The sequence below is a fragment of the Gracilibacillus sp. Marseille-QA3620 genome, assembly GCF_054950035.1.
In genome coordinates, this window is record NZ_CM143102.1 from 1,988,778 (window position 1) to 2,008,048 (window position 19,271).

The window sequence follows — 19,271 nt, forward strand, 5'->3', positions numbered from 1 at the left end:
CATGGGCGAAAACTTGGTGGTGCAAGTCCACTACAGGCTTGGCAGTAGGAACTGTTAGCGAAAAGCAAGGTGGCTATCGTGAGGTAGTGGCTGAAGGAAGCTGGACGCAAACTCCTGAACTGACGAACAGAAACTAGATACAAGGCTGGCTTAGGTCGGATGAGTCTGCAAGACAAGACGAAGTCCAATACTGCCCGAAACCTATCCAGTAAATCTAGCAGTTACATGGGAGGAAAGTTTTCGCTCTTACCAGGGGAGGTCTTGTGAGGGTGCAGTGTGAGTTGAATGAGAACGAGCCAGCACAATCGAAGTGGTGACATCTCGATGAATCACAAGAAGTCAGCCGAAGTCATAGTAGTATCCCATCTGACAAGGATACGAAGGACGGAACAATAGTAATTTTGAGCATTTTAGGAGGTGTGGAAAGTGCGACAATCGCAGAAAACAGGACAATCTGGCTATCGTCAGAGAGATAATGTGGAACATGAAGGGTATGACGAAGTGCGTAGCACTTTTCATGGTGAACAGAACAATCAAAATGGTGTAAATCTGTTTGAGAGAATCCTATCAAGGGATAATCTCAATCTTGCTTACCTTCAAGTTGTCAGAAATAAAGGAGTGGCTGGAGTCGATGGCATGACATGCGAACAGTTACTTCCGTACTTGAAGGAACATCGGGAGGAATTACTAGCGCAACTCCGAGATGGAACATATAAACCTTCTCCCGTCTTACGGGTAGAAATCCCGAAATCTAATGGAGGAAAGCGTAAACTAGGTATTCCAACCGTCATCGACCGAATGCTTCAACAAGCTATCAATCAAGTCTTACAACCATTATTTGAACCGACCTTTTCGGATAATAGCTTTGGGTTTCGTCCAAAACGTAGTGCTCATGATGCCATTAGAAGAGCACAGACGTACTACAAAGAAGGGTATAGATACGTAGTAGACATTGATATGAAAGCTTATTTTGACACGGTGAATCATGACAAACTTATGTACTTTATCGAGAGAAAGGTAACGGATAAGCGTGTCCTACGACTGATTCGTTTATACCTTCAGAGTGGCATCATGACAAATGGGCTGGTTGAGCGATCGGAGAAAGGAACACCGCAAGGTGGAAACCTATCCCCATTACTCAGTAATATCTATCTTAATGAATTTGACCAGCTTTTAGAGAAGCGCGGACACAAGTTTGTGCGTTACGCGGATGACTGTAACATCTACGTGAAGAGCCGACGTGCAGCGCAACGAGTGATGAACAAGGCCATTGACTATCTTGAAGGGACATTAAAGCTCACCGTTAATCGTGAAAAAAGTGCCGTAGGCAGTCCGTTGAAACGAAAGTTTCTGGGATTCTGTCTGCTTACGACAAAAACGGGGGTCAAAATTCGTCCTCATAATAAGGTGAAAGTATCGGTAAAAGCAAAGCTGAAGAAAATCACAAAGCGTAACCGGGGAAGAAGCCTTGAAATCATTCTAAAGGAAATCCGTCAGCTTATGACTGGTTGGCTAAACTACTATGGTATTAGCGAAATGAAAGGGTTTATGAATGAATTGAATGGATGGTTGAAGCGAAGAATCAGACAATATATCTGGAAACAATGGAAATATCCACGAACAAGAAGGAAAAATCTGATTCAATTGGGTATCGAAAAGCAAAAGGCTTATGAATGGTCGAACACTCGGAAGAGTTATTGGTGTATCTCCAAGAGTTACGTCCTTCATCGGTCCTTAACAGATAAAGAGCTGGCACGTCACGGATATGAAGACATATCTGTGAAATACCAGCTCATTCACTCAAGCTATTGAACCGCCGTATACGGGTCCGTACGTACGGTGGTGGGAGAGGGGCGGAAATTCAAGTGAATTTCCCCTCTACTCGATTAGGCAATCTGAACGGCCGGTAGAAGAATAAGGGATGAGGAACTCCCTGATGGATTGAAATCTTATCGTATCTTTCAAGCAAGTATAGTAAGTTTTCTGCTCTTTATTGGTAAACTAGAGAGATAAGGGACCAGTGCTAATACGGGCCTATTTATGTATATACATAAACAATGGACAAATGAACAGGAGGCAGCCATATGAAACAGTATAAAGATCGCAATGAAGTACCAGACCATGAGAAATGGGATTTGACTGACCTATACTCCAGCATAGACGACTGGGAGAGGGATTATCAGCAGGTAGAGGGACTTGTCGGGGAAATTGCTGCCTATAATGGGGCAATACAGAATGGCAAGGACTTGCTTGATTATTTGACCAAGAATGAAGAGACAGATGCCATCTTCACGAATATATACGTGTATGCGATGCTGCTTGGTGATTTGGATACACGAGAATCATTGGCGCAAAATTTACTGGCGAAAGCACGTACGCTTAGCGTGAAGTTAAGCGAGGCCGGCGCATTCTTCATGCCGTACTTATTAAGCTTGGATGAAGAGACGTTGCGCACGTATATTAAGGAACAGGAGGGACTCCAGTACTTCGAGAAGGACTTATGGGATGCGTTCCGTTATAAGAATCACACCTTGAATAAGGAACAGGAGGAGCTCTTATCGAAATTAGGGGAAACCTTCTCTGCTCCGAATACGACCTTTCAAATGTTCAATAATGCGGACATTCAGTTCGGCGAGGTATCTGACGGCAATGGCGATATGGTCGAGCTCACGAGGGGGATGTACTCAAAGCTGATTGAGGACACTGACCGAAATGTACGGAAAGAGGCCTATAAAGCCTATTACAAGCCGTACCTACAATATGCGAACGTGATTGCTTCTACCTTATCAGCCAATATTAAGAACAATGTTGTGCGGACAAAGATTCGAAACTACTCATCGGCACTTGAGAAGGCATTGTTTGCTGATAAGGTGCCGGTTGAGGTATATGAGAATTTGATTGAAACGACAAGAAAGAATTTAGATGCGAAGCACCGTTATAATGAGATTCGCAAGGAACTCCTCGGTCTTGAACAATTGAAGCCATATGATTTGAGTGTCGATCTTGTAGAAGGTGTGAAGCAGGATATCAGCTATCACGAAGCCTACGAGACCATGCTAAAGGCACTTCATCCGCTTGGTGAGGAGTATTTAAGCATCCTCAGCAGCTTCCGTGACAAACGCTATGTCGATGTCAGGGAAACGCCAGGGAAGCGCTCTGGTGCCTATAATCTTGGCGTTTATGGGGTGCACCCGTTCATCCTGTTGAATCATCATGATGATATTGACAGCCAGTTCACGCTCGTTCATGAGATGGGCCATGCGATGCACAGCTATTATTCCTCGACCTATCAGCCAAGAATCTCAGCCGGCTATTCCATCTTTGTGGCAGAGGTGGCCTCAACGGTAAATGAGGTGCTGTTAATTCATTACTTATTAAAAGAAACGACGGATCCGAAGAAACGGAAATACTTATTGAATTACTTTATTGACCAGTTCAACGGAACCTTCTTCACGCAGGTTATGTTTAGTGAGTTTGAGAAAATCACGCATGAGAAGGCGGAGCAAGGCGAACCACTTAATAAGGAATCCTTCAATCAAATTTACGGCCAATTATCGAATGCCTACAGCGGTGATGTCGTAGAAGAAGAGGAAGAAACAGCATACGGCTGGTCACGAATTCCTCATTTCTACCGTCCATTCTATGTGTACAAATATGCGACTGGATTTGTCTCCGCCATTCATTTGGCAGGGGAATTGCTGAAGGGCAACAAAGAGGTTCAAGCCTCCTATCTGGAATTCTTAAAGAGCGGAAGCTCCGAATATCCGCTTGATCTCTTGAAGAAGGCAGGGGTTGATTTGACCTCGCCTGAGCCAATTAATAACGCGATGAAACAGTATCGGGAATTGATTGAGGAGTTTGCCTCATTGTAAGAGAATAAAAAAAGAGTTTCGGACTAAATGGAATAAATGATTTTCAAAAATGAGTGATTGTAACTTATTCTTCCTATTCAACAGCAGTTGGAAATATACAATCGTTTCATTCCGCAAAATGCACTCGTTTTCCGCGGGGAGGAAGGCTTGAGCCTCCTCGGCACTTACGCCTGCGGGGTCTCAGCCTTTCCTCTACTTCCCGCAGGAGTCGAGTGCATTTCGCTCCATTTCACTAGTCAAAGAAAGCAACAATCAACGAATGCATAGAAAACAACAAATAAAGACCCGAATGATTAGACGATAGATTTATTCCTTTATCGTCTAATCATTCGGGTTTATCATTTGGCTGGAATACTTATGTCCCCGCCTCTTCTTTTTTATTCATCCTCAAATTCATCCATTATCCTTGCTCTTAAGCATAAACATAGAACGAGGGGATAAACCCGCTAATAAACAAGATGGCTCCTATTAGGACACCATCCTGCAATCCAAAATTAGGTGTGATGGAAACGTAGTATGCGGCTACTAATACAATTCGAGCAAGGACAATCAAGCTGATGCGAAATGATTTGGCGGGATTTTTTAACCGTTTTTTCATTTTCCACATTTACATTCATCGATAAATAGGCAAATACAATGGTTGTTGTCATGAACAATAGCCAAGGTGGGTTGGCGCGCATTCCTTCCATTACATCCTGGAAAAGGAAGCCTGAGAATACCTATAATCCCGATGGTTTGAATGATATAGACAATTCTGATGTGTTTTGTGGGTTCTTTAAGATCAGCCGTTCATCCAGTATATTCTTCATACAGTAGCCTCCTCATCCCCCTAAAAGAGTTCAACTAATGTGGCGTTATGCCTGCAGCTTCCGCTAGTTTAGCTTGAGTTAATCCGGCTTTTATGTGAGTATTTTACTAAATTTCCCATAATGGTCCCCTTTTTTTAGGTAACCTATATATTACTATATGTAAATTATAAGTTACATAATATGGTTTTCTGTCATTCTGAGTGTATATGAGTTTTATTGGTGCAATGGAGAAGATTCATTTTTAATCTGATTCCTCCAATCATCTCTGGTCATTTTCATGACAATTGTCATTATGTTTTATGACAGTCCATACTGCATAAATCAATGAAGTCTCAGATACAATCAAAGTATGAAATGCTTAGGACTAAATGGAGGGGAATAGATAATGGCATGTGTTGTTTCTTTTCAGCAAGTGAGTAAGGAGTTCAAAGGAAGAAAGGCCGTGGATGGGGTATCATTTTCAATTGAAGAAGGGGAAACAGTGGCGATTCTAGGTCCGAATGGAGCTGGAAAAACAACGACGATCATGATGATGCTTGGGTTAATGCAAGCATCCAGCGGCAAGATTGAAATATTCCAGCACACCGCTGCGGATAAGAGAACCCGTGACCGTATCGGTGTCATGCTCCAAGAAGTAAGTATGATTGATGCGCTAAAAGTACATGAGATTCTGGAATTATTCCGAAGTTATTATCAAAATCCTCTCAGCTATGAAGAGTTAGTAGCGATTACGGCATTGGATTCTAAAGTGCTTAATCAGATGGCCAATAAGTTGTCAGGCGGACAAAAGAGACGGTTAAGCTTTGCTTTGGCCTTGGCAGGGAATCCGGATGTGCTCTTCTTGGATGAGCCAACTGCCGGGATGGACTTAACATCGAGGAAACACTTTTGGGAAACCATTAGTCATTTGAAAGAAATCGGGAAGACAATCATTTTCACCACGCATTACTTACCGGAAGCGGATGAAGTCGCGAGTCGTATCCTTTTATTCGCCAATGGGAAAATCATTGCAGATGGATCCCCTCAAACTATGAAAGCCAATCTCACCAAAAAATCACTATCATTTGATATGAATGATACCATTCTCCTGGATGTTCTTCAGGAAGACCAAGTCATTTCCGACGTAAACATCAAGCATAATCGAGTATTTATCGAGTCAAATGATACAGATGACGTATTGAGACGGTTACTTCAAACAGACATGCGGATTCAAAATATCACGATCGAGCAAGCAAAGTTGGAGGAAGCCTTTGAATTGCTGACCTCCCAAAAGGAGGAACATAGCCAATGAACATGTTCATCATGCAATCCCGCACGGAGACAATTAGAATATTTCGTAATCCTTATTATGTATTTTGGTCACTGATGATGCCAATCGCTTTTTATTTTGTCTTTACGAAAATATTTGCACAAGATGGCGCTGATGACAATCTCTATAAGGCTCACTTTTTGATGTCAATGGCTGCGTTCAGTGTTATGGGAACGGCTATCATGAATCTTGGCATCCGTCTAGTGGAGGAGCGAAACCATGGCTGGTCGCTTCTCTTGAAAGTGACACCATTATCTCCGTTCACGTATTATCTTGCTAAAATGGTTAGTCAATTAATGATTCAATTCTTTTCGATTGTCTTAATCTTTCTTGTGGGGGGATTATTTAATTCTATTTCCTTATCCATTTGGGAATGGGTAAGTGCGAGCTTGTGGATTTTATTTGGCTCGATTCCTTTCCTGGCCATTGGGTTAATTATTGGAACGATGAAGAAGGTTGATACGGCATCTGGTGTAAGCAATTTGATTTATTTATCACTCGCCATTACAGGCGGTATGTGGATGCCAATGGAAGTCATGCCAGACTTCATTCAGGATGTTGCAGTATGGCTGCCCGGATATAACTATGGAAACGGAGCTTGGCAAATCGTTCGAGGGGAAACGCCTGAATGGAAGGGGATATTGTTATTAATAGGGTATTCCTTCCTTTTTATGCTACTATCAAATTATATTAAAAAGAGGCAAGAAGCGGTGGGGTGATCATGTGAATGGATGGACAATCTTTCCGAGAAAATACGGTTTCTTCCCCTATCTATTTTTAGTTTATCTATTCTTCCCTATTTCCTTTATCGCTGAAGAAAGTGGATGGAAGAGGCTTATTGGATTTGGATGGATTGTCGTGTTTCTCATCTCGTATAGGCAGCTTTACTTCGTTAGAGACACTTGGAAATTCCATCTGTGGCTCTATATCCAAATGACCATTATTCTGATTCTTTCAACATCGTATAATCTTAATCACTTTTATTTAGGCTTTTTTCCGGCTAATTTTATCAGCTGGTATCATGAGAAGCGACTATTCCGGATGGCGATGCTATACTTAGCCTTTTGTATCATCACTCCAATAGTCGTTTTTTATGAAGTAGTAGCGGACACGATTATGTATTTATTACCTTTTCTCATTCTCATTCTTTTTTCCCCATTTGCTTATCGATCCATGTATTCAAAGATGGAGCTTGAAGAACAGCTTAATCAAGCTAATGAACAAATCGAAGAGCTCGTTAAACGAGAAGAGCGCTTAAGAATTGCCCGTGACTTACATGATATACTCGGTCATACCCTTTCTTTGATTACGTTAAAAAGTCAATTAGTTGCAAAATTAGCAGATAAGGATTCTGAGAGGGCCATCAATGAAGCGAAAGAAATCGAAAGAACCTCCAGAGCGGCTTTGTCACAAGTACGTGAACTAATTGATGATATGCGGATGATGACGATTCCAGAGGAATTAATAGAAGCAAAAGCATTATTGGAAGCAGCTAATATATCTTATTCCCATAAGGCAAACGTGAATTTTAACGAGGTACCACTCCTTACCCAAAATATACTCAGCATGTGTATCCGTGAAGCAATCACCAATATCGTAAAGCATAGTCATGCTAACCATTGTGAAATTGAGATTACGGAAACAACGGGGGAAATTCGCTTGAGCGTTAAGGATGATGGGAAGGGCTTTCCCGTCAATGAAGGCAAGGGGAACGGAATAAAGGGCATGGAAGAGAGATTAACCATCATTGAAGGAACATTAAAGAGAATGAATTTGGATGGTGCATACTTGTTCATCTCAGTTCCAGTTATTTCACAAAGTAAGAAGGAGGGATGGGTTCGATGATCAGAGTCATGATTGCGGAAGATCAGCGGATGCTCCGCGGAGCGCTCTCTTCTCTTCTTGATTTAGAGGATGACCTAGAGGTTATTGCACAAGCTGGAAATGGAGAAGAGGCTCTAAAGATGATTTTAGATTTGCGGCCGAATATATGCTTGATGGATATCGAAATGCCAATTAAAAGCGGTATAGAGGTTGCAGAAGAGTTAAAAAGAATCGGTTCTTCTTGTAAGTTGGTTATTCTCACAACCTTTGCCCGGCCTGGTTATTTCGAAAGAGCGGTTCAAGCGGATGTATCTGGATATTTACTGAAAGATGGTTCTAGTGATGATTTAGCCGATTCCATTCGCCAAGTCATGAAAGGGAAGCGGGAATATGCTCCGGAACTGGTACTTGCAAGTATGAAAGCAAGGAATCCCTTAACCGAAAAAGAGAGACAAATCCTCCGGTTAATTGAAGGCGGTATGACATCAAAAGAAATTGCCGCCTTGCTTTTTCTATCACAAGGAACGGTGCGCAATTACACGTCTGAAATCATCAATAAACTATATGCAAAAAATCGAATAGAAGCCATATCAATTGCCAAAGAAAAAGGATGGCTTTAAGCCGATATCTATAGGGAATATTTCATAATCAATGAGAGCTAGAGGTGAATAGATCAATGTTTGATAAATTTCGGAATAAATGGAAGGAATTAAGTGAAAACGGTGTTACCATCCCCATTAAGCCGAGGATGCTTGAACAATTGATTACAAGGCAATCAGAGCTAAAGGATATAAAGGTTGAAATGACATCTGAGCATGTGGTTATTAGAGGCACAACTGATGTGAATAAAGTGATGATAAAAAAGAACATTGCGTTTGAAGTAACGATAAAGCCGGTCCATATTGAAAAAAGAGTTATTGTATTTGAGTTGGTAAAGGTAAAGCCTGTGGATTTACATGTGATCAATACAAGATTATTTAATAAGCCACCTTTTGCCCAATATAGTGAGCGTATGGTTAAGATTGATTTTAACTCTTGGGATATCGTAAAAAAAGTTCCAGTCGGAAATATCAAAAATTATGAGATGGTTAATGGTGCTATTAATCTTACTCTTTCTTTGTAATACCAATCTTCCTTTCTACCATCCTTCCCTGATCATATCATTCCAAAAGGAGTCGAAACGCCAAACTTTTGACCTAAATGGAGCAAATGCAAGAAAAATCCATCCTTTCGACAAAATTAGAGGTTCTCTGCATCAGATTTTTACAGAAAATGTATACTATTTTGTCTATAATAGATGCAAAGGAATAGGAGGGACAGTATGCGCACATATATTATCTATTTAATTGAAAACCAATTCGCCAATCATTTTTATGGCCGTGAATATATGTTTTATAACTTATTCCAGGATTTCGAGGAAGCTGAGGGGGATGACAAACGGATTCTCCGCCGGCAGATCATGTGTGTGACAAAACGAATCCCTGCCAATCTGTTCAACTCTTATATGAATGAAAAAATCAAAAGTAAACAAGGATGTTTTGAAGAAAACGGGGTATATTATATCCGTAAGAATAGAAATGGAGCGTTCAGTGAAGCCTCTCTCGGCTACCGAAACCACTCACTGATTCTGCACGCTTCAGGAAGCTATGAGAGTGAGACGATTTTCTTTGAATGGCTCAGGCAATGGAATCCTTACTTCCTGGCACTCGACACAGGGGAAGGACGCTGCGCATGGCTCAGACCAATCAAGCAGCCGAAATTCATTCTTTCTTGAGCATGGAAGCCATAACCTTTCCTCTCTAGCGCTAAAATTGCTACTTTTCAAGCGATAACAGCATAATACGCCAAAATCTGATAGAAATATCACCCCACATATGGTATTATTACTCTTGGTTTAATAATGTCTGTTAGACAGCACGGAGGAGGTTATTAAGGATTATGTTATACTATATTCTAACAGGAATCATTGCCTTGCTTGCTGGTGTAGCTTTAGGATTCTTCATCGCACGTAAATACATGATGGACTACCTAAAGAAAAACCCGCCAATTAATGAGCAAATGATTAAGATGATGATGACACAAATGGGAATGAAACCTTCCCAAAAGAAAGTAAATCAAATGATGAATGCGATGAACAAGCAACAAGGGAAATAATTCTTTGTTCGTTCTGCGCATGAATCCATCCAACTAGGTTAATGATCGTCTTTTACATAAAAGATTTTCAGGCAATAACCTCGTGAACTTTCATGACTGAAATGACAAAACCACTTTTCTGATTGAACAGAAGAGTGGTTTTTATTTTTATCAGAGGGAATATTGTCGAAAAGTAAAACTCCAAAATTTAACATTTCGATGCTACCATTGGGGTATAGAAAATATACATATTACCAAAGATAAAGAGATGTGGGGGTGATATGTATGAAAAAGGAGGACAAAGAAATGGGTACTCAAATTCAAGATAAAGAAAAAACGCTTGATTTTATGGAGAATATTCAAGACATTATTAATAAAACGATTAAAGAACAAGGATTAACGAAAAGGGAAATTGAAAAAGCATTGAACTATCATAGAAGGTGATATGACTAAAAGATATAAAGTTGTTTTAGACACGAATGTATTTATCCATGGGTGGTTTTATGGGGATGAAGATTGTCAAACAATCCTAAAATTAGTGAAGAAACGAAAAATATATATTGGTTTTTCTCAAGATTCAATTGGAGAACTTATGTATGTCTCAAAAAATTTTGCGAGGAATTTTATACGAAAAGAGCAAGATCGTTTATCTTTTATGTCAGATATAGCTAAGCTCTTTTATTATGGCAGCTCGGCTAATATAAGCCAGATGCCGGATATAGATAAAATTAAAGATAAAACCGATTTAATGTTTGTTAAGTGTGCGTTCGTTTATGAGGCTGATTTTTTAGTATCCAATGATTATAGGAGTGGGATGTTTGATATAGATGGTCAATCATTTCATGTTGTTAATACTTCTGATTTTCTTAAAGTATATAAGGAGAGTTAGAATGAATGACAACAATATATTACATACAAATTTTATAAGATAGATAGATTTTCAGAAGTGACTCTTATAGAAGAGTCTTTTTTATTTATTGTTTTATCAAGATTGTTCTTTGTCTAACCTACTTGAAAAAGGGGGAGTATCGTGAAAAATCTACTGGCCATCATTTCGGTATTTATGATTCTGCTCGCCATCTTTGCCCCAGCAGGAATCATTTATGCGTTCCTTATTCATTTCACAGGGCAGGATTACGCCTCAATCCCATATTTGCTCCTATTTCTCATCTTGTTTTGCGTGATTGATATGGGCGTCGGTACATGGATAGATTCCTTGTTAAATGCGGTGAAGGATCGATACAAAGCGTTTTATACCAATACATTCCTTCGTACATTGCTGGAATGGGGCGGAACGTTGATGGTATTGAGCATGCTTGATTTCTTTATGGATGGAATAGAAATTTCTTTGCTGATGAAAGTGGTGATTACCATTATTCATGGGGTGACAGGCCTTTTCTTAGAGAACATAGAGATGGATGAGGAGGAAGGAAGGGGATTACCTCCGGAGGTTGAGGCAGATATTCAGCGTCTTCTGCAGGAGGAGAGCTGGACGGATTGTGTGAAAAGAATCCAGGCTAAATACCCGGAGATACCAAAAAGTGAGATTATCAAGGCTGTCCGAACGATACATAAACAGAAATAAAGGCTCCAGCTTTTAACAGCTGGAGCTTTGGTTTTTATAGGGCCTTCTTTATCAAATTCTTGTAGTAGAGCACAGAGAGAAGGCCGAATATTGAGTAGAGAACGGTGTAAAGAACCATGACAATCAGCATTGGTGTCCATAGCTCAGTTCCGAATAAGAACCAGCCGGACTGAACGGCAAAATAGCCATGGGAAAGGCCAATGATCAGCGGGATGCCGAAATTGAAGATTTGCTTGGCAATGACGCCTTTTAATAAATCGCCTTCCGTGAAACCGAGCTTGCGCAGGATTGTGTAGTTCGGCAGTTCTTCTTCGCCTTCATCCATTTGCTTGAAATAAAGAATACATCCGGATGTAATCAAGAACGTGAGCCCGAGGAAGGCAACAATAAAGAGCATCAAGCCCATCGTGTTTTTCATATCATGGACAAGCTGTGGGCGGGAGTCATTCATGTACTCTTTATCCGGGAGCTCCATGAACAGGTCATTCGCTTTCTTGAGATTGGCTTCATGATTAATCGTAATACCCGTAAAGATAGTAGCTTCCTGTTGGATAGAGGAATCAGGATTCTCAGCAATCTCGTTAAAAACGGTCTTGTCGATGAGAGCTAGAGGCATATCAACAGTAAAATAACTGGAAACAAGAGATTCTTTCTTCAATCCCGTCAAGGTTTGCTTCATTGAGCCATTTGGCCCTTCAAGGATTAACGTACCTGCTTCATTAAATTGATAAAGGCTGGCATTTGCATCACTGAATCCAGCCATGATGACCTCATCCTTGGCTAAATTTAAGCCTTCCACGGCTGTTTCACTTGCGACGGGTATGGTTTTACGGTTTGGATTATAGTCCATTACTTCAAAAAAACTGCCGTTTACGATATCGCTTAGATCTGCGTAGACATGGATGACTTTAATTTGTTTCTCGGAGTAAGCGATTTGATTTTCTGTTAAAAGATTGATGAATATTTCATAATCATCCTGGTTTGCAAAGGAAAAATCAGCCGCCACTCTATCCTGAGCGCTCTTTTCGATCGAATAATACGAAATATAGCTTAACGATAAGAGGGCGATGGCAAGGGCAGAAACGGTCGTGATGATGGTCAGCAAGAGTGCATTTGACTTCATACGAAACATGATGGAAGACAAGGACAGGACATCATTGATGGTTAGATAGCCATTCTTCTTTTTCCGTATAAGATTGAAGAGGAAGCGGATAGAGCCTTTATAGAAGAAGTAAGTCCCGAGAATGACCGATGCGAGAATAAAGACCATCCCAAACAAAAATTCATTGGCTGTTTGGAAATCTCCCCCGAATAGCTTAGACGAAACATAATAACCACCTGTAATGAACAGGATTCCGATAAGTCCCATTAGGATTTCCCATATGGAGATTTTCCCTGCCTTCATCTCTGTGGTTGTTTCCGTATGGAATAAGGCCAGAATGCCTTTTCTCTTGATATAGAAAAAATTAATCAATAAGGTAAGCAGGAAAATCCCGAAAAAGACGATGAGCGTCTGGATAAGTGCAGCACTGGAAAACCTCAAGGAAGCGATGTCCTCTGTCCCTGTAATATTAAGTAAAATCAGCAGCAATAATTTAGAGGAGGCAAAGCCGAGGAATATCCCTCCAATCAAGGAGCCGAAATAGAGAATGCTGTTTTCGGCAGAAAGGATCCAAAAGACCTTCTGCTTGTTCATTCCGACTAGTTGGTATAAAGCGATTTCTTTGCTGCGCCTTTTCATGAAAAGATTATTCGCATAGGCTAAAAATACGGCAACGATAGCAATCAGCAGGATGGAGCCTGTAAGAATGGCCGATCCCCCTTTAATGCCGCCTTCTACCTCATCCATGGCAGGATCGTATTGGAGCGTGACAAAGGAGAAATATAGAGCCGAACTGAATACGAGAGCAAACACGTACAGATAGTAATTTTTCAGATTCTTTTTAAGGCTTTGCCTAATCAGCTTGCCGATGCTCATACTTGAACACCGCCTAGAATTCCTTGTGTTTTCATCAGATCCTTGAAGAATTGCTGTCGATTCTCATCCCCCTTGTTCAACTGCGTATAAATCTGTCCATCCTTAATAAAGATGACGCGGCTGCAATAGCTTGCTGCAAGCGGGTCATGGGTCACCATGACGATGGTCGCTTTAAGCTCGTCGTTCAGCTGTCCGAGTTTGTGCAGCAGGTCTGACGCTGATTTGGAGTCTAAGGCACCTGTTGGTTCATCCGCAAAGATGATACTTGGTTCATGGATGAAGGCTCTGGCAGCGGCTGTTCGCTGCTTCTGTCCGCCAGATATTTCATTCGGATATTTATCCTTGATATCGTTTATTCCAAGAGTCTCGGCTATTTCCTTGAATCGGCGCTCAGCCTCTTTTTTGTTTGCCTTCTGAACGGAGAGGGGGAGGAGGATATTCTCCTTGACGGTTAAGGTATCCAGTAGATGATAGTCTTGAAAGATAAAGCCTAAATGATTCATGCGAAACTGGGCCAGTTTCTTGTCCTTCATTTTCGTCATTTCTTGTCCTTCGATATAAATGGTTCCACGGCTTGCCTTATCAATGGAGGATAGGACATTAAGAAGGGTGGTCTTCCCTGATCCGGAGGCTCCCATAATGCCGATAAACTCTCCCTTAGCAATGGTTAAATCCACGCCCTGTAACACTTCCTGTTTATTAAACTTATTGCCATACATTTTATGAACTTTCACTGCTTCTAATATATTCATCTGTCCGTCACTCCTTTTATCGATTAATACAAGTGTACAGGAATATTCTGGTTAACCTCCTGTTATTTGGCGAACAAATAAGAAAAGCATGTGACATTATTGTCACTCGAATCAAACGACCAATGTAGGGGGAAGGGGAGGCTCATTCATCCTCGTGAGCGCACATAGAATAAAAAAGCCTCCAGCCATTGAATGACTGGAGACTGCTAAGGATTAAAGGGCCTTCTTAATTAATTTCTTGTAGTACAGCACGGATAGAATGCCGAATATGGAGTAGAGGCCTGTATATAGAACCATCACAATCAGCATCGGCGTCCATAGGTCAGATCCGAAGAAGAACCAGCCGGATTGCACGGCGAAATAGCCGTGGCATAGACCGATAATCAACGGGATGCCGAAGTTGAAGATTTGCTTGGCAATGATGCCTTTTAGTAAATCACCTTCCGTGAAGCCGAGCTTGCGCAAAATCGTATAGTTTGGCAGCTCTTCTTCGCCTTCATCCATTTGCTTGAAATAAAGGATGCAGCCGGAGGTAATCAGGAAGGTGAGTCCTAGGAACGCGACGACAAAGAACAATAATCCCATACTATTTTTTTGATCCAAAATTTGTTGATAACGGGAATCGTTCATGTCACTGTCAAGCGTTTCCAAGAAGACCTCATTCGCCTTTTCCAGATTGGCTTCATTTTTAATCGTAATCCCCGTATGAACGGATGATTCCAATTGAATGGATGGGTCTGGTTTCTTGGCTAGCTTCTCATACACGGACTCGTCCACAATCATGACCGGCATTCCTCCGCCTGTAAAGTAGGAGGAAACAATCGGTTTCTTATCAATACCCACATAGGTTAAGGGAATATGACCGTCTGGACTTTCTAGTTGAACCGTGCCTGAATCCTTAAATTGAACAAGAGTGGCGATCATGTCACTATAGCCAGTAAACTTGATTTCGTCCGGCTTCAAATTCAACCCATCAACGGCTGTGTCACTTACTAGTGGCATAGGCATATGATCAGTCGTGTAGTTGACTTCTTCAAAGCTTTTTGCCGTAATATCTTCGAGGTCAGTATAGACTTGAATCACATTAACTTTTTTCTCCTCGTAGCCAATCTTCTTCTCCTGCAGGGCTTCTTCAAACAAAGGTACTTCCTTCGTGTTGGCGATTGAAAAGTCTGCTGTCACATTTCGCTCAGCCTGCTTCTCAACGGAGTAATAGGCGATATAGCTTAAAGAAAGCAGCCCGATGGACAAAGCCGATACCGTCGTGATGACCGTTAAGAGCATGGCGTTTGATTTCATCCGGAACATAATGGATGAAAGGGAGAGCACATCCTGAATGGTTAGATAGCCATTCTTCTTCCTGCGTATCAGGTTGAATAAGAAGCGGATAGAACCCTTATAGAAAAAGTATGTTCCAATAATGACGGAAGCTAGGATAAAAATCATCGCCATAAATAACTCATTGATTGTGCCGAAATCTCCATCAAACAGCATGGAGGAGACATAATAGCCCGTGATGATCAGAAGGAGGCCAAGCAGCCCAATCAATACCTCCCAAACAGAAATCTTTTTTGTCTTCATTTCGGTTGAGGAGACCGTATGGAATAGATCCAGGATGCCTTTTCGCTTAATGAAGAAGTAATTGACAAGCATCGTAATCAGGAATATTCCGATAAACACCGCAGCCGTTTGAATAAGGGCTTCTGTTGAGAAATTCAGTTTTGCTAAGTTGTCGACATTGGTGATTCTGATAAGAATGAGCATCAATAATTTCGAGAAGGAAAATCCTACGAAAATTCCCGCCAATAAAGAGCCGAAATAGAGAATACTATTTTCGGTGTTCAAAATCGTGAATACCTTCGACTTATTCATCCCAACTAATTGATACATGGCGATTTCCTTGCTGCGTCTTTTCATAAAGATATTATTGGCATACACAAGAAAGATCGTCACAATCGCAATCAAGAGAATGGAGGCTGACCGGATGGACGCTTCTCCCTTAATGGTCCCTTCCATCGGATCCATCGATGGATCGTACTGTAAGGTAACGAATGAAAAATACAAAGCGACACTAAAGACAAGGGCAAAAATGTATAGATAATAGTTTTTAAGATTTTTCTTCAGGCTGCGCCAGATGAGAGAATTGACACTCATACTTGAACACCGCCCACAATGCCCTGCGTTTTCATGAGGGCCTTGAAGAAGGTTTGACGGTCTTCCTCGCCTTTATTCAGCTGTGTATAAATTTGTCCGTCCTTAATGAAAATGACACGGCTGCAATAGCTTGCTGCAAGCGGATCATGAGTGACCATGACGATGGTTGCACCGAGCTGTTCATTGAGCTGGCCCAATTTCCCGAGCAGATCGGAGGCAGATTTCGAATCAAGTGCACCTGTCGGCTCATCGGCGAAAATGATGCTAGGCTCATGGATGAACGCTCTAGCAGCAGCGGTACGCTGTTTTTGCCCGCCAGAGATTTCATTTGGATATTTATTCTGGACCTCAAGTATGCCTAATGTTTCAGCGATTTCATTGAATTTCTGTTCGGCCTCTTTCTTATTCACCTTTTGGACAGAGAGGGGAAGAAGGATATTTTCCTTCACGGTCAATGTGTCAAGCAGGTGATAGTCCTGAAAGATGAAACCTAAATGATTCATGCGGAACTGGGCTATCTTGCGCTCGGACATTTTCGTCAGCTCCTGCCCTTCAATCAGGATGGACCCTCGGCTTGCTTTATCAATGGATGACAGTACATTGAGCAGGGTTGTTTTACCGGAGCCGGAAGCACCCATAATCCCAATGAACTCACCCTTTTGAATCGTGAGGTCAATGCCTTTTAATACTTCCTGCTTATTAAATTTATTCCCGTAGTATTTGTGAATCTTAACTGCTTCAAGAATATTCATCAGTCGTTCACTCCTTTCGTTCTTATTATTAGTCTAGAATAATAGCAGAAAGGATTCCTGCTATTTAGCGAACAAACAAGAAAAGCATGTGACATTATTGTCACACACTTATCACAGACTCAAATTCATTTCGTTTCGGGAAGCGGAGCGTGAAGGTCGTGCCTTCCCCAAGTGTTGATTCCACGCTGATCTTGATGTGCAGGGAAAGGGCTGCCTGCTTCGTTAAATAAAGCCCCATTCCGCTTGAGGAACGATCTTGATGCTCCGTTGTTGATGTGAAGCCTTTATCGAAGATACGGGGCAGGTCCTTCGGGTCAATTCCGCGTCCATTGTCAATGATTTGCACATATGTGTGACTGTCATCCCGAAAGCTTTTCAAGCGAATCTCATCCTGCTCACTGTATTTGACGGCATTGGTTAACAGCTGGCGGATGATAAAGGCGGCCCATTTGGCATCCGTTAAGACGACATCAGCCTCAAGTTCTAAATCAAAGCCAATGCCTTTTTGCAGGCACCAGGACTGGAGCATCTTAATCTCCTGAATCATTAGCGGCTTCAAGCTGACCTGCTCAATGTAGAGATCATTATGCATGAAGGGCATCCGCTTTTGATGGAGCTGTGTATCAAGTAATAAATGAATCCTAAGCCATTCGTACATGAGCTGAGCCTTCATCTCCTCATCCTCGGTACGGTCGATAATCAGCTTCATCGCCGTAAGCGGGGTCTTCACCTCATGAATCCATGCCAGCAAATCATCCTTTTCATATTCAAGCATGGCGGTATTCTCATACGTCTCATTCCGAAGCGAAGTGGTCTGCTGAATGAGTGTATCCGCAACTATTCTCTCAAATGGATTCGTTGGTGTCGGGAGCGTGTCCGTATCAAGATCTGCTGTCCAATTATCCAACTCCTGATAAAACTTCGTCTCCTTTATATAGCGGAAGCAGAGAAAGGCTAGAGAGAGAATTGTTGTTAAGAAAACAGCGTACAGAACAGGTGTAATGGGAATGGAATGATCAAGCCAGGCAATCAAAAGGATAAGTCCCTGTATGGCGACAATCAAGAGGATCCAGCTTAGACGCTCCTTCAGGAATTTTGCCTTCATATAGGTGACTCCTCTTCCTTGGCGATATAGCCTTGTCCAACCTTCGTCTCAATCATGTGGCCAAGACCAAGCTGTTCGAGCTTTTTGCGAAGACGATTGACGTTCACCGTGAGCGTGTTATCGCTGACAAAGCGCTCATCCTCCCATAAAGCACGAATCAAGGCATCCCGGCTGACAATCTTGTCCTTATGCTCAAGCAATTGCTTGAGGATAAAGCATTCATTCTTCGTCAGTTCAATCTCTATCTCATCCTTGCTGATACTATTTCGCTCAAAATCAATCACTGCACCGCACCATGTCTTAAGGGCAGCTGTTTCTGCATTGTAATTATACGTGCGTCTGAGGATTGCTTGAATCTTCGCAAGCAGCACATCGAAATGAAACGGCTTTTGCACAAAATCATCCGCCCCAAGCTGCATAGACATGACCATATCGGTTGGATGGTCCCGTGAGGACAGGAAAATAATCGGCACATTCGAATAGTTACGGATCATTCGGCACCAATGAAATCCATTATATTTAGGAAGCTGAATATCAATGATGACCAAATCAGGCTTCGCTTCTGTGAACTCGGCCAGCACATTGGAAAAGTCAGTAATTCCGTTAACCTCATAAGACCAATTGGAAAGTCGGTCCCGAAGCTCCTGGAACAAGGTCTGGTCATCCTCAATCACTAATAATTTAAACAAGACTCTCACCACACTTACTAGGTATCTATGAATCAAGCGTATCATAAAATAGTGGATTTGAATAAGGAATCGTGAGGAAGGCAGGAGGGATATGAAAAGTTTTGGAGAATAATATATGAACGGATGTCTTTATGAGTATTTTGGACCGGGAGTATAAATGATTAAAGAGAATGATATTGTTTAGACCATAAAGGAGTATGTACATGAAAAAAATGCCATTAACAATTCCGCAGATCTTATTATCTACAGCGGTTATTGTGACAATTACGACAGTGACTGATTCATTCATTGAGTGGGAGAATAAGATTT

General features: G+C 41.5%; 19 protein-coding genes. 12 read left to right on the forward strand and 7 right to left on the reverse strand.

Features of this window, described 5'->3' with window-relative positions:
* Positions 1-426 precede the first annotated feature (426 nt).
* Positions 427-1,812, forward strand: a complete 1,386-nt coding sequence (ltrA, locus tag ACY8DX_RS10105; protein WP_049669436.1) for a group II intron reverse transcriptase/maturase — start codon at positions 427-429, stop codon at positions 1,810-1,812.
* 272 nt (positions 1,813-2,084) lie between these two features.
* Complete coding sequence (gene pepF, locus ACY8DX_RS10110; RefSeq protein WP_462406768.1) at positions 2,085-3,872, forward strand: oligoendopeptidase F; 1,788 nt, start codon at positions 2,085-2,087, stop codon at positions 3,870-3,872.
* A 412-nt stretch (positions 3,873-4,284) separates the two neighbouring features.
* On the opposite strand, the gene ACY8DX_RS10115 is transcribed toward pepF, so the two are convergent.
* On the reverse strand, positions 4,285-4,470 hold the full coding sequence (locus ACY8DX_RS10115) for a hypothetical protein (protein WP_462406769.1): 186 nt from the start codon (positions 4,468-4,470) through the stop codon (positions 4,285-4,287).
* A gap of 596 nt (positions 4,471-5,066) precedes the next feature.
* On the opposite strand from ACY8DX_RS10115, the gene ACY8DX_RS10120 reads away from it, so the two are divergent.
* From ACY8DX_RS10120 to ACY8DX_RS10165, 10 genes are all read left to right on the forward strand, one after another.
* Positions 5,067-5,972 (forward strand): ABC transporter ATP-binding protein, encoded by a 906-nt coding sequence (locus tag ACY8DX_RS10120; RefSeq protein ID WP_462406770.1) that lies wholly within the window; start codon positions 5,067-5,069, stop codon positions 5,970-5,972.
* Positions 5,969-6,709 (forward strand): ABC transporter permease, encoded by a 741-nt coding sequence (locus tag ACY8DX_RS10125; protein WP_462406771.1) that lies wholly within the window; start codon positions 5,969-5,971, stop codon positions 6,707-6,709. Before ACY8DX_RS10120 ends, ACY8DX_RS10125 begins: the two co-directional genes overlap by 4 nt.
* A 4-nt stretch (positions 6,710-6,713) precedes the next feature.
* Complete coding sequence (locus ACY8DX_RS10130; RefSeq protein WP_462406772.1) at positions 6,714-7,835, forward strand: sensor histidine kinase; 1,122 nt, start codon at positions 6,714-6,716, stop codon at positions 7,833-7,835.
* Positions 7,832-8,434 carry a response regulator transcription factor gene (locus ACY8DX_RS10135; protein WP_462406773.1) on the forward strand — a complete coding sequence of 201 codons (603 nt, stop codon included), beginning with the start codon at positions 7,832-7,834 and terminating at the stop codon, positions 8,432-8,434. The genes ACY8DX_RS10130 and ACY8DX_RS10135 overlap by 4 nt, the downstream gene beginning before the upstream one ends.
* 56 nt (positions 8,435-8,490) lie before the next feature.
* On the forward strand, positions 8,491-8,937 hold the full coding sequence (locus tag ACY8DX_RS10140; protein ID WP_462406774.1) for a hypothetical protein: 447 nt from the start codon (positions 8,491-8,493) through the stop codon (positions 8,935-8,937).
* Positions 8,938-9,135: 198 nt separating this feature from the next.
* Entirely contained in the window at positions 9,136-9,588 is a 453-nt protein-coding gene (gene sirA / locus ACY8DX_RS10145; protein WP_049671033.1) for a sporulation inhibitor of replication protein SirA, read from the forward strand.
* A 164-nt stretch (positions 9,589-9,752) separates the two neighbouring features.
* The gene (locus tag ACY8DX_RS10150) at positions 9,753-9,968 is read left to right on the forward strand and encodes a YneF family protein (protein WP_049671032.1); all 216 of its coding nucleotides are present in this window, start codon (positions 9,753-9,755) and stop codon (positions 9,966-9,968) included.
* A 264-nt stretch (positions 9,969-10,232) separates the two neighbouring features.
* The gene (locus ACY8DX_RS10155) at positions 10,233-10,391 is read left to right on the forward strand and encodes a hypothetical protein (RefSeq protein WP_156185610.1); all 159 of its coding nucleotides are present in this window, start codon (positions 10,233-10,235) and stop codon (positions 10,389-10,391) included.
* A 1-nt stretch (position 10,392) separates the two neighbouring features.
* The gene (locus tag ACY8DX_RS10160) at positions 10,393-10,836 is read left to right on the forward strand and encodes a putative toxin-antitoxin system toxin component, PIN family (protein WP_462406775.1); all 444 of its coding nucleotides are present in this window, start codon (positions 10,393-10,395) and stop codon (positions 10,834-10,836) included.
* A gap of 141 nt (positions 10,837-10,977) precedes the next feature.
* On the forward strand, positions 10,978-11,532 hold the full coding sequence (locus ACY8DX_RS10165; RefSeq protein ID WP_462406776.1) for a YrvL family regulatory protein: 555 nt from the start codon (positions 10,978-10,980) through the stop codon (positions 11,530-11,532).
* A gap of 34 nt (positions 11,533-11,566) precedes the next feature.
* Here ACY8DX_RS10165 and ACY8DX_RS10170 read toward each other — a convergent pair whose 3' ends face one another.
* The 6 genes from ACY8DX_RS10170 to ACY8DX_RS10195 all read right to left on the reverse strand — a co-directional run bounded on the left by ACY8DX_RS10170 (position 11,567) and on the right by ACY8DX_RS10195 (position 18,962).
* Positions 11,567-13,510, reverse strand: a complete 1,944-nt coding sequence (locus tag ACY8DX_RS10170; protein ID WP_462406777.1) for an ABC transporter permease — start codon at positions 13,508-13,510, stop codon at positions 11,567-11,569.
* A complete protein-coding gene (locus ACY8DX_RS10175) occupies positions 13,507-14,262 on the reverse strand; it encodes an ABC transporter ATP-binding protein (RefSeq protein WP_439802884.1) in 756 nt (251 codons plus the stop codon). Before ACY8DX_RS10175 ends, ACY8DX_RS10170 begins: the two co-directional genes overlap by 4 nt.
* 213 nt (positions 14,263-14,475) lie before the next feature.
* Positions 14,476-16,416 carry an ABC transporter permease gene (locus ACY8DX_RS10180; RefSeq protein WP_462406778.1) on the reverse strand — a complete coding sequence of 647 codons (1,941 nt, stop codon included), beginning with the start codon at positions 16,414-16,416 and terminating at the stop codon, positions 14,476-14,478.
* On the reverse strand, positions 16,413-17,168 hold the full coding sequence (locus ACY8DX_RS10185) for an ABC transporter ATP-binding protein (RefSeq protein ID WP_049671026.1): 756 nt from the start codon (positions 17,166-17,168) through the stop codon (positions 16,413-16,415). The genes ACY8DX_RS10180 and ACY8DX_RS10185 overlap by 4 nt, the downstream gene beginning before the upstream one ends.
* A 100-nt stretch (positions 17,169-17,268) precedes the next feature.
* Positions 17,269-18,273 (reverse strand): sensor histidine kinase, encoded by a 1,005-nt coding sequence (locus ACY8DX_RS10190; protein WP_462406779.1) that lies wholly within the window; start codon positions 18,271-18,273, stop codon positions 17,269-17,271.
* Positions 18,270-18,962 carry a response regulator transcription factor gene (locus tag ACY8DX_RS10195; protein WP_462406780.1) on the reverse strand — a complete coding sequence of 231 codons (693 nt, stop codon included), beginning with the start codon at positions 18,960-18,962 and terminating at the stop codon, positions 18,270-18,272. Before ACY8DX_RS10195 ends, ACY8DX_RS10190 begins: the two co-directional genes overlap by 4 nt.
* Between the last annotated feature and the right edge of the window lie 309 nt (positions 18,963-19,271).

What these genes read in the sequence shown, in the direction of transcription:
- pepF (WP_462406768.1), top strand. Translation starts at nt 2,085, where the DNA reads ATGAAACAGTATAAAGATCGCAATGAAGTACCAGACCATGAGAAATGG.
- ACY8DX_RS10115 (WP_462406769.1), bottom strand. Translation starts at nt 4,470, where the DNA reads ATGAAAAAACGGTTAAAAAATCCCGCCAAATCATTTCGCATCAGCTTG.
- ACY8DX_RS10120 (WP_462406770.1), top strand. Translation starts at nt 5,067, where the DNA reads ATGGCATGTGTTGTTTCTTTTCAGCAAGTGAGTAAGGAGTTCAAAGGA.
- ACY8DX_RS10125 (WP_462406771.1), top strand. Translation starts at nt 5,969, where the DNA reads ATGAACATGTTCATCATGCAATCCCGCACGGAGACAATTAGAATATTT.
- ACY8DX_RS10135 (WP_462406773.1), top strand. Translation starts at nt 7,832, where the DNA reads ATGATCAGAGTCATGATTGCGGAAGATCAGCGGATGCTCCGCGGAGCG.
- ACY8DX_RS10140 (WP_462406774.1), top strand. Translation starts at nt 8,491, where the DNA reads ATGTTTGATAAATTTCGGAATAAATGGAAGGAATTAAGTGAAAACGGT.
- sirA (WP_049671033.1), top strand. Translation starts at nt 9,136, where the DNA reads ATGCGCACATATATTATCTATTTAATTGAAAACCAATTCGCCAATCAT.
- ACY8DX_RS10150 (WP_049671032.1), top strand. Translation starts at nt 9,753, where the DNA reads ATGTTATACTATATTCTAACAGGAATCATTGCCTTGCTTGCTGGTGTA.
- ACY8DX_RS10155 (WP_156185610.1), top strand. Translation starts at nt 10,233, where the DNA reads ATGAAAAAGGAGGACAAAGAAATGGGTACTCAAATTCAAGATAAAGAA.
- ACY8DX_RS10160 (WP_462406775.1), top strand. Translation starts at nt 10,393, where the DNA reads ATGACTAAAAGATATAAAGTTGTTTTAGACACGAATGTATTTATCCAT.
- ACY8DX_RS10170 (WP_462406777.1), bottom strand. Translation starts at nt 13,510, where the DNA reads ATGAGCATCGGCAAGCTGATTAGGCAAAGCCTTAAAAAGAATCTGAAA.
- ACY8DX_RS10175 (WP_439802884.1), bottom strand. Translation starts at nt 14,262, where the DNA reads ATGAATATATTAGAAGCAGTGAAAGTTCATAAAATGTATGGCAATAAG.
- ACY8DX_RS10180 (WP_462406778.1), bottom strand. Translation starts at nt 16,416, where the DNA reads ATGAGTGTCAATTCTCTCATCTGGCGCAGCCTGAAGAAAAATCTTAAA.
- ACY8DX_RS10185 (WP_049671026.1), bottom strand. Translation starts at nt 17,168, where the DNA reads ATGAATATTCTTGAAGCAGTTAAGATTCACAAATACTACGGGAATAAA.
- ACY8DX_RS10190 (WP_462406779.1), bottom strand. Translation starts at nt 18,273, where the DNA reads ATGAAGGCAAAATTCCTGAAGGAGCGTCTAAGCTGGATCCTCTTGATT.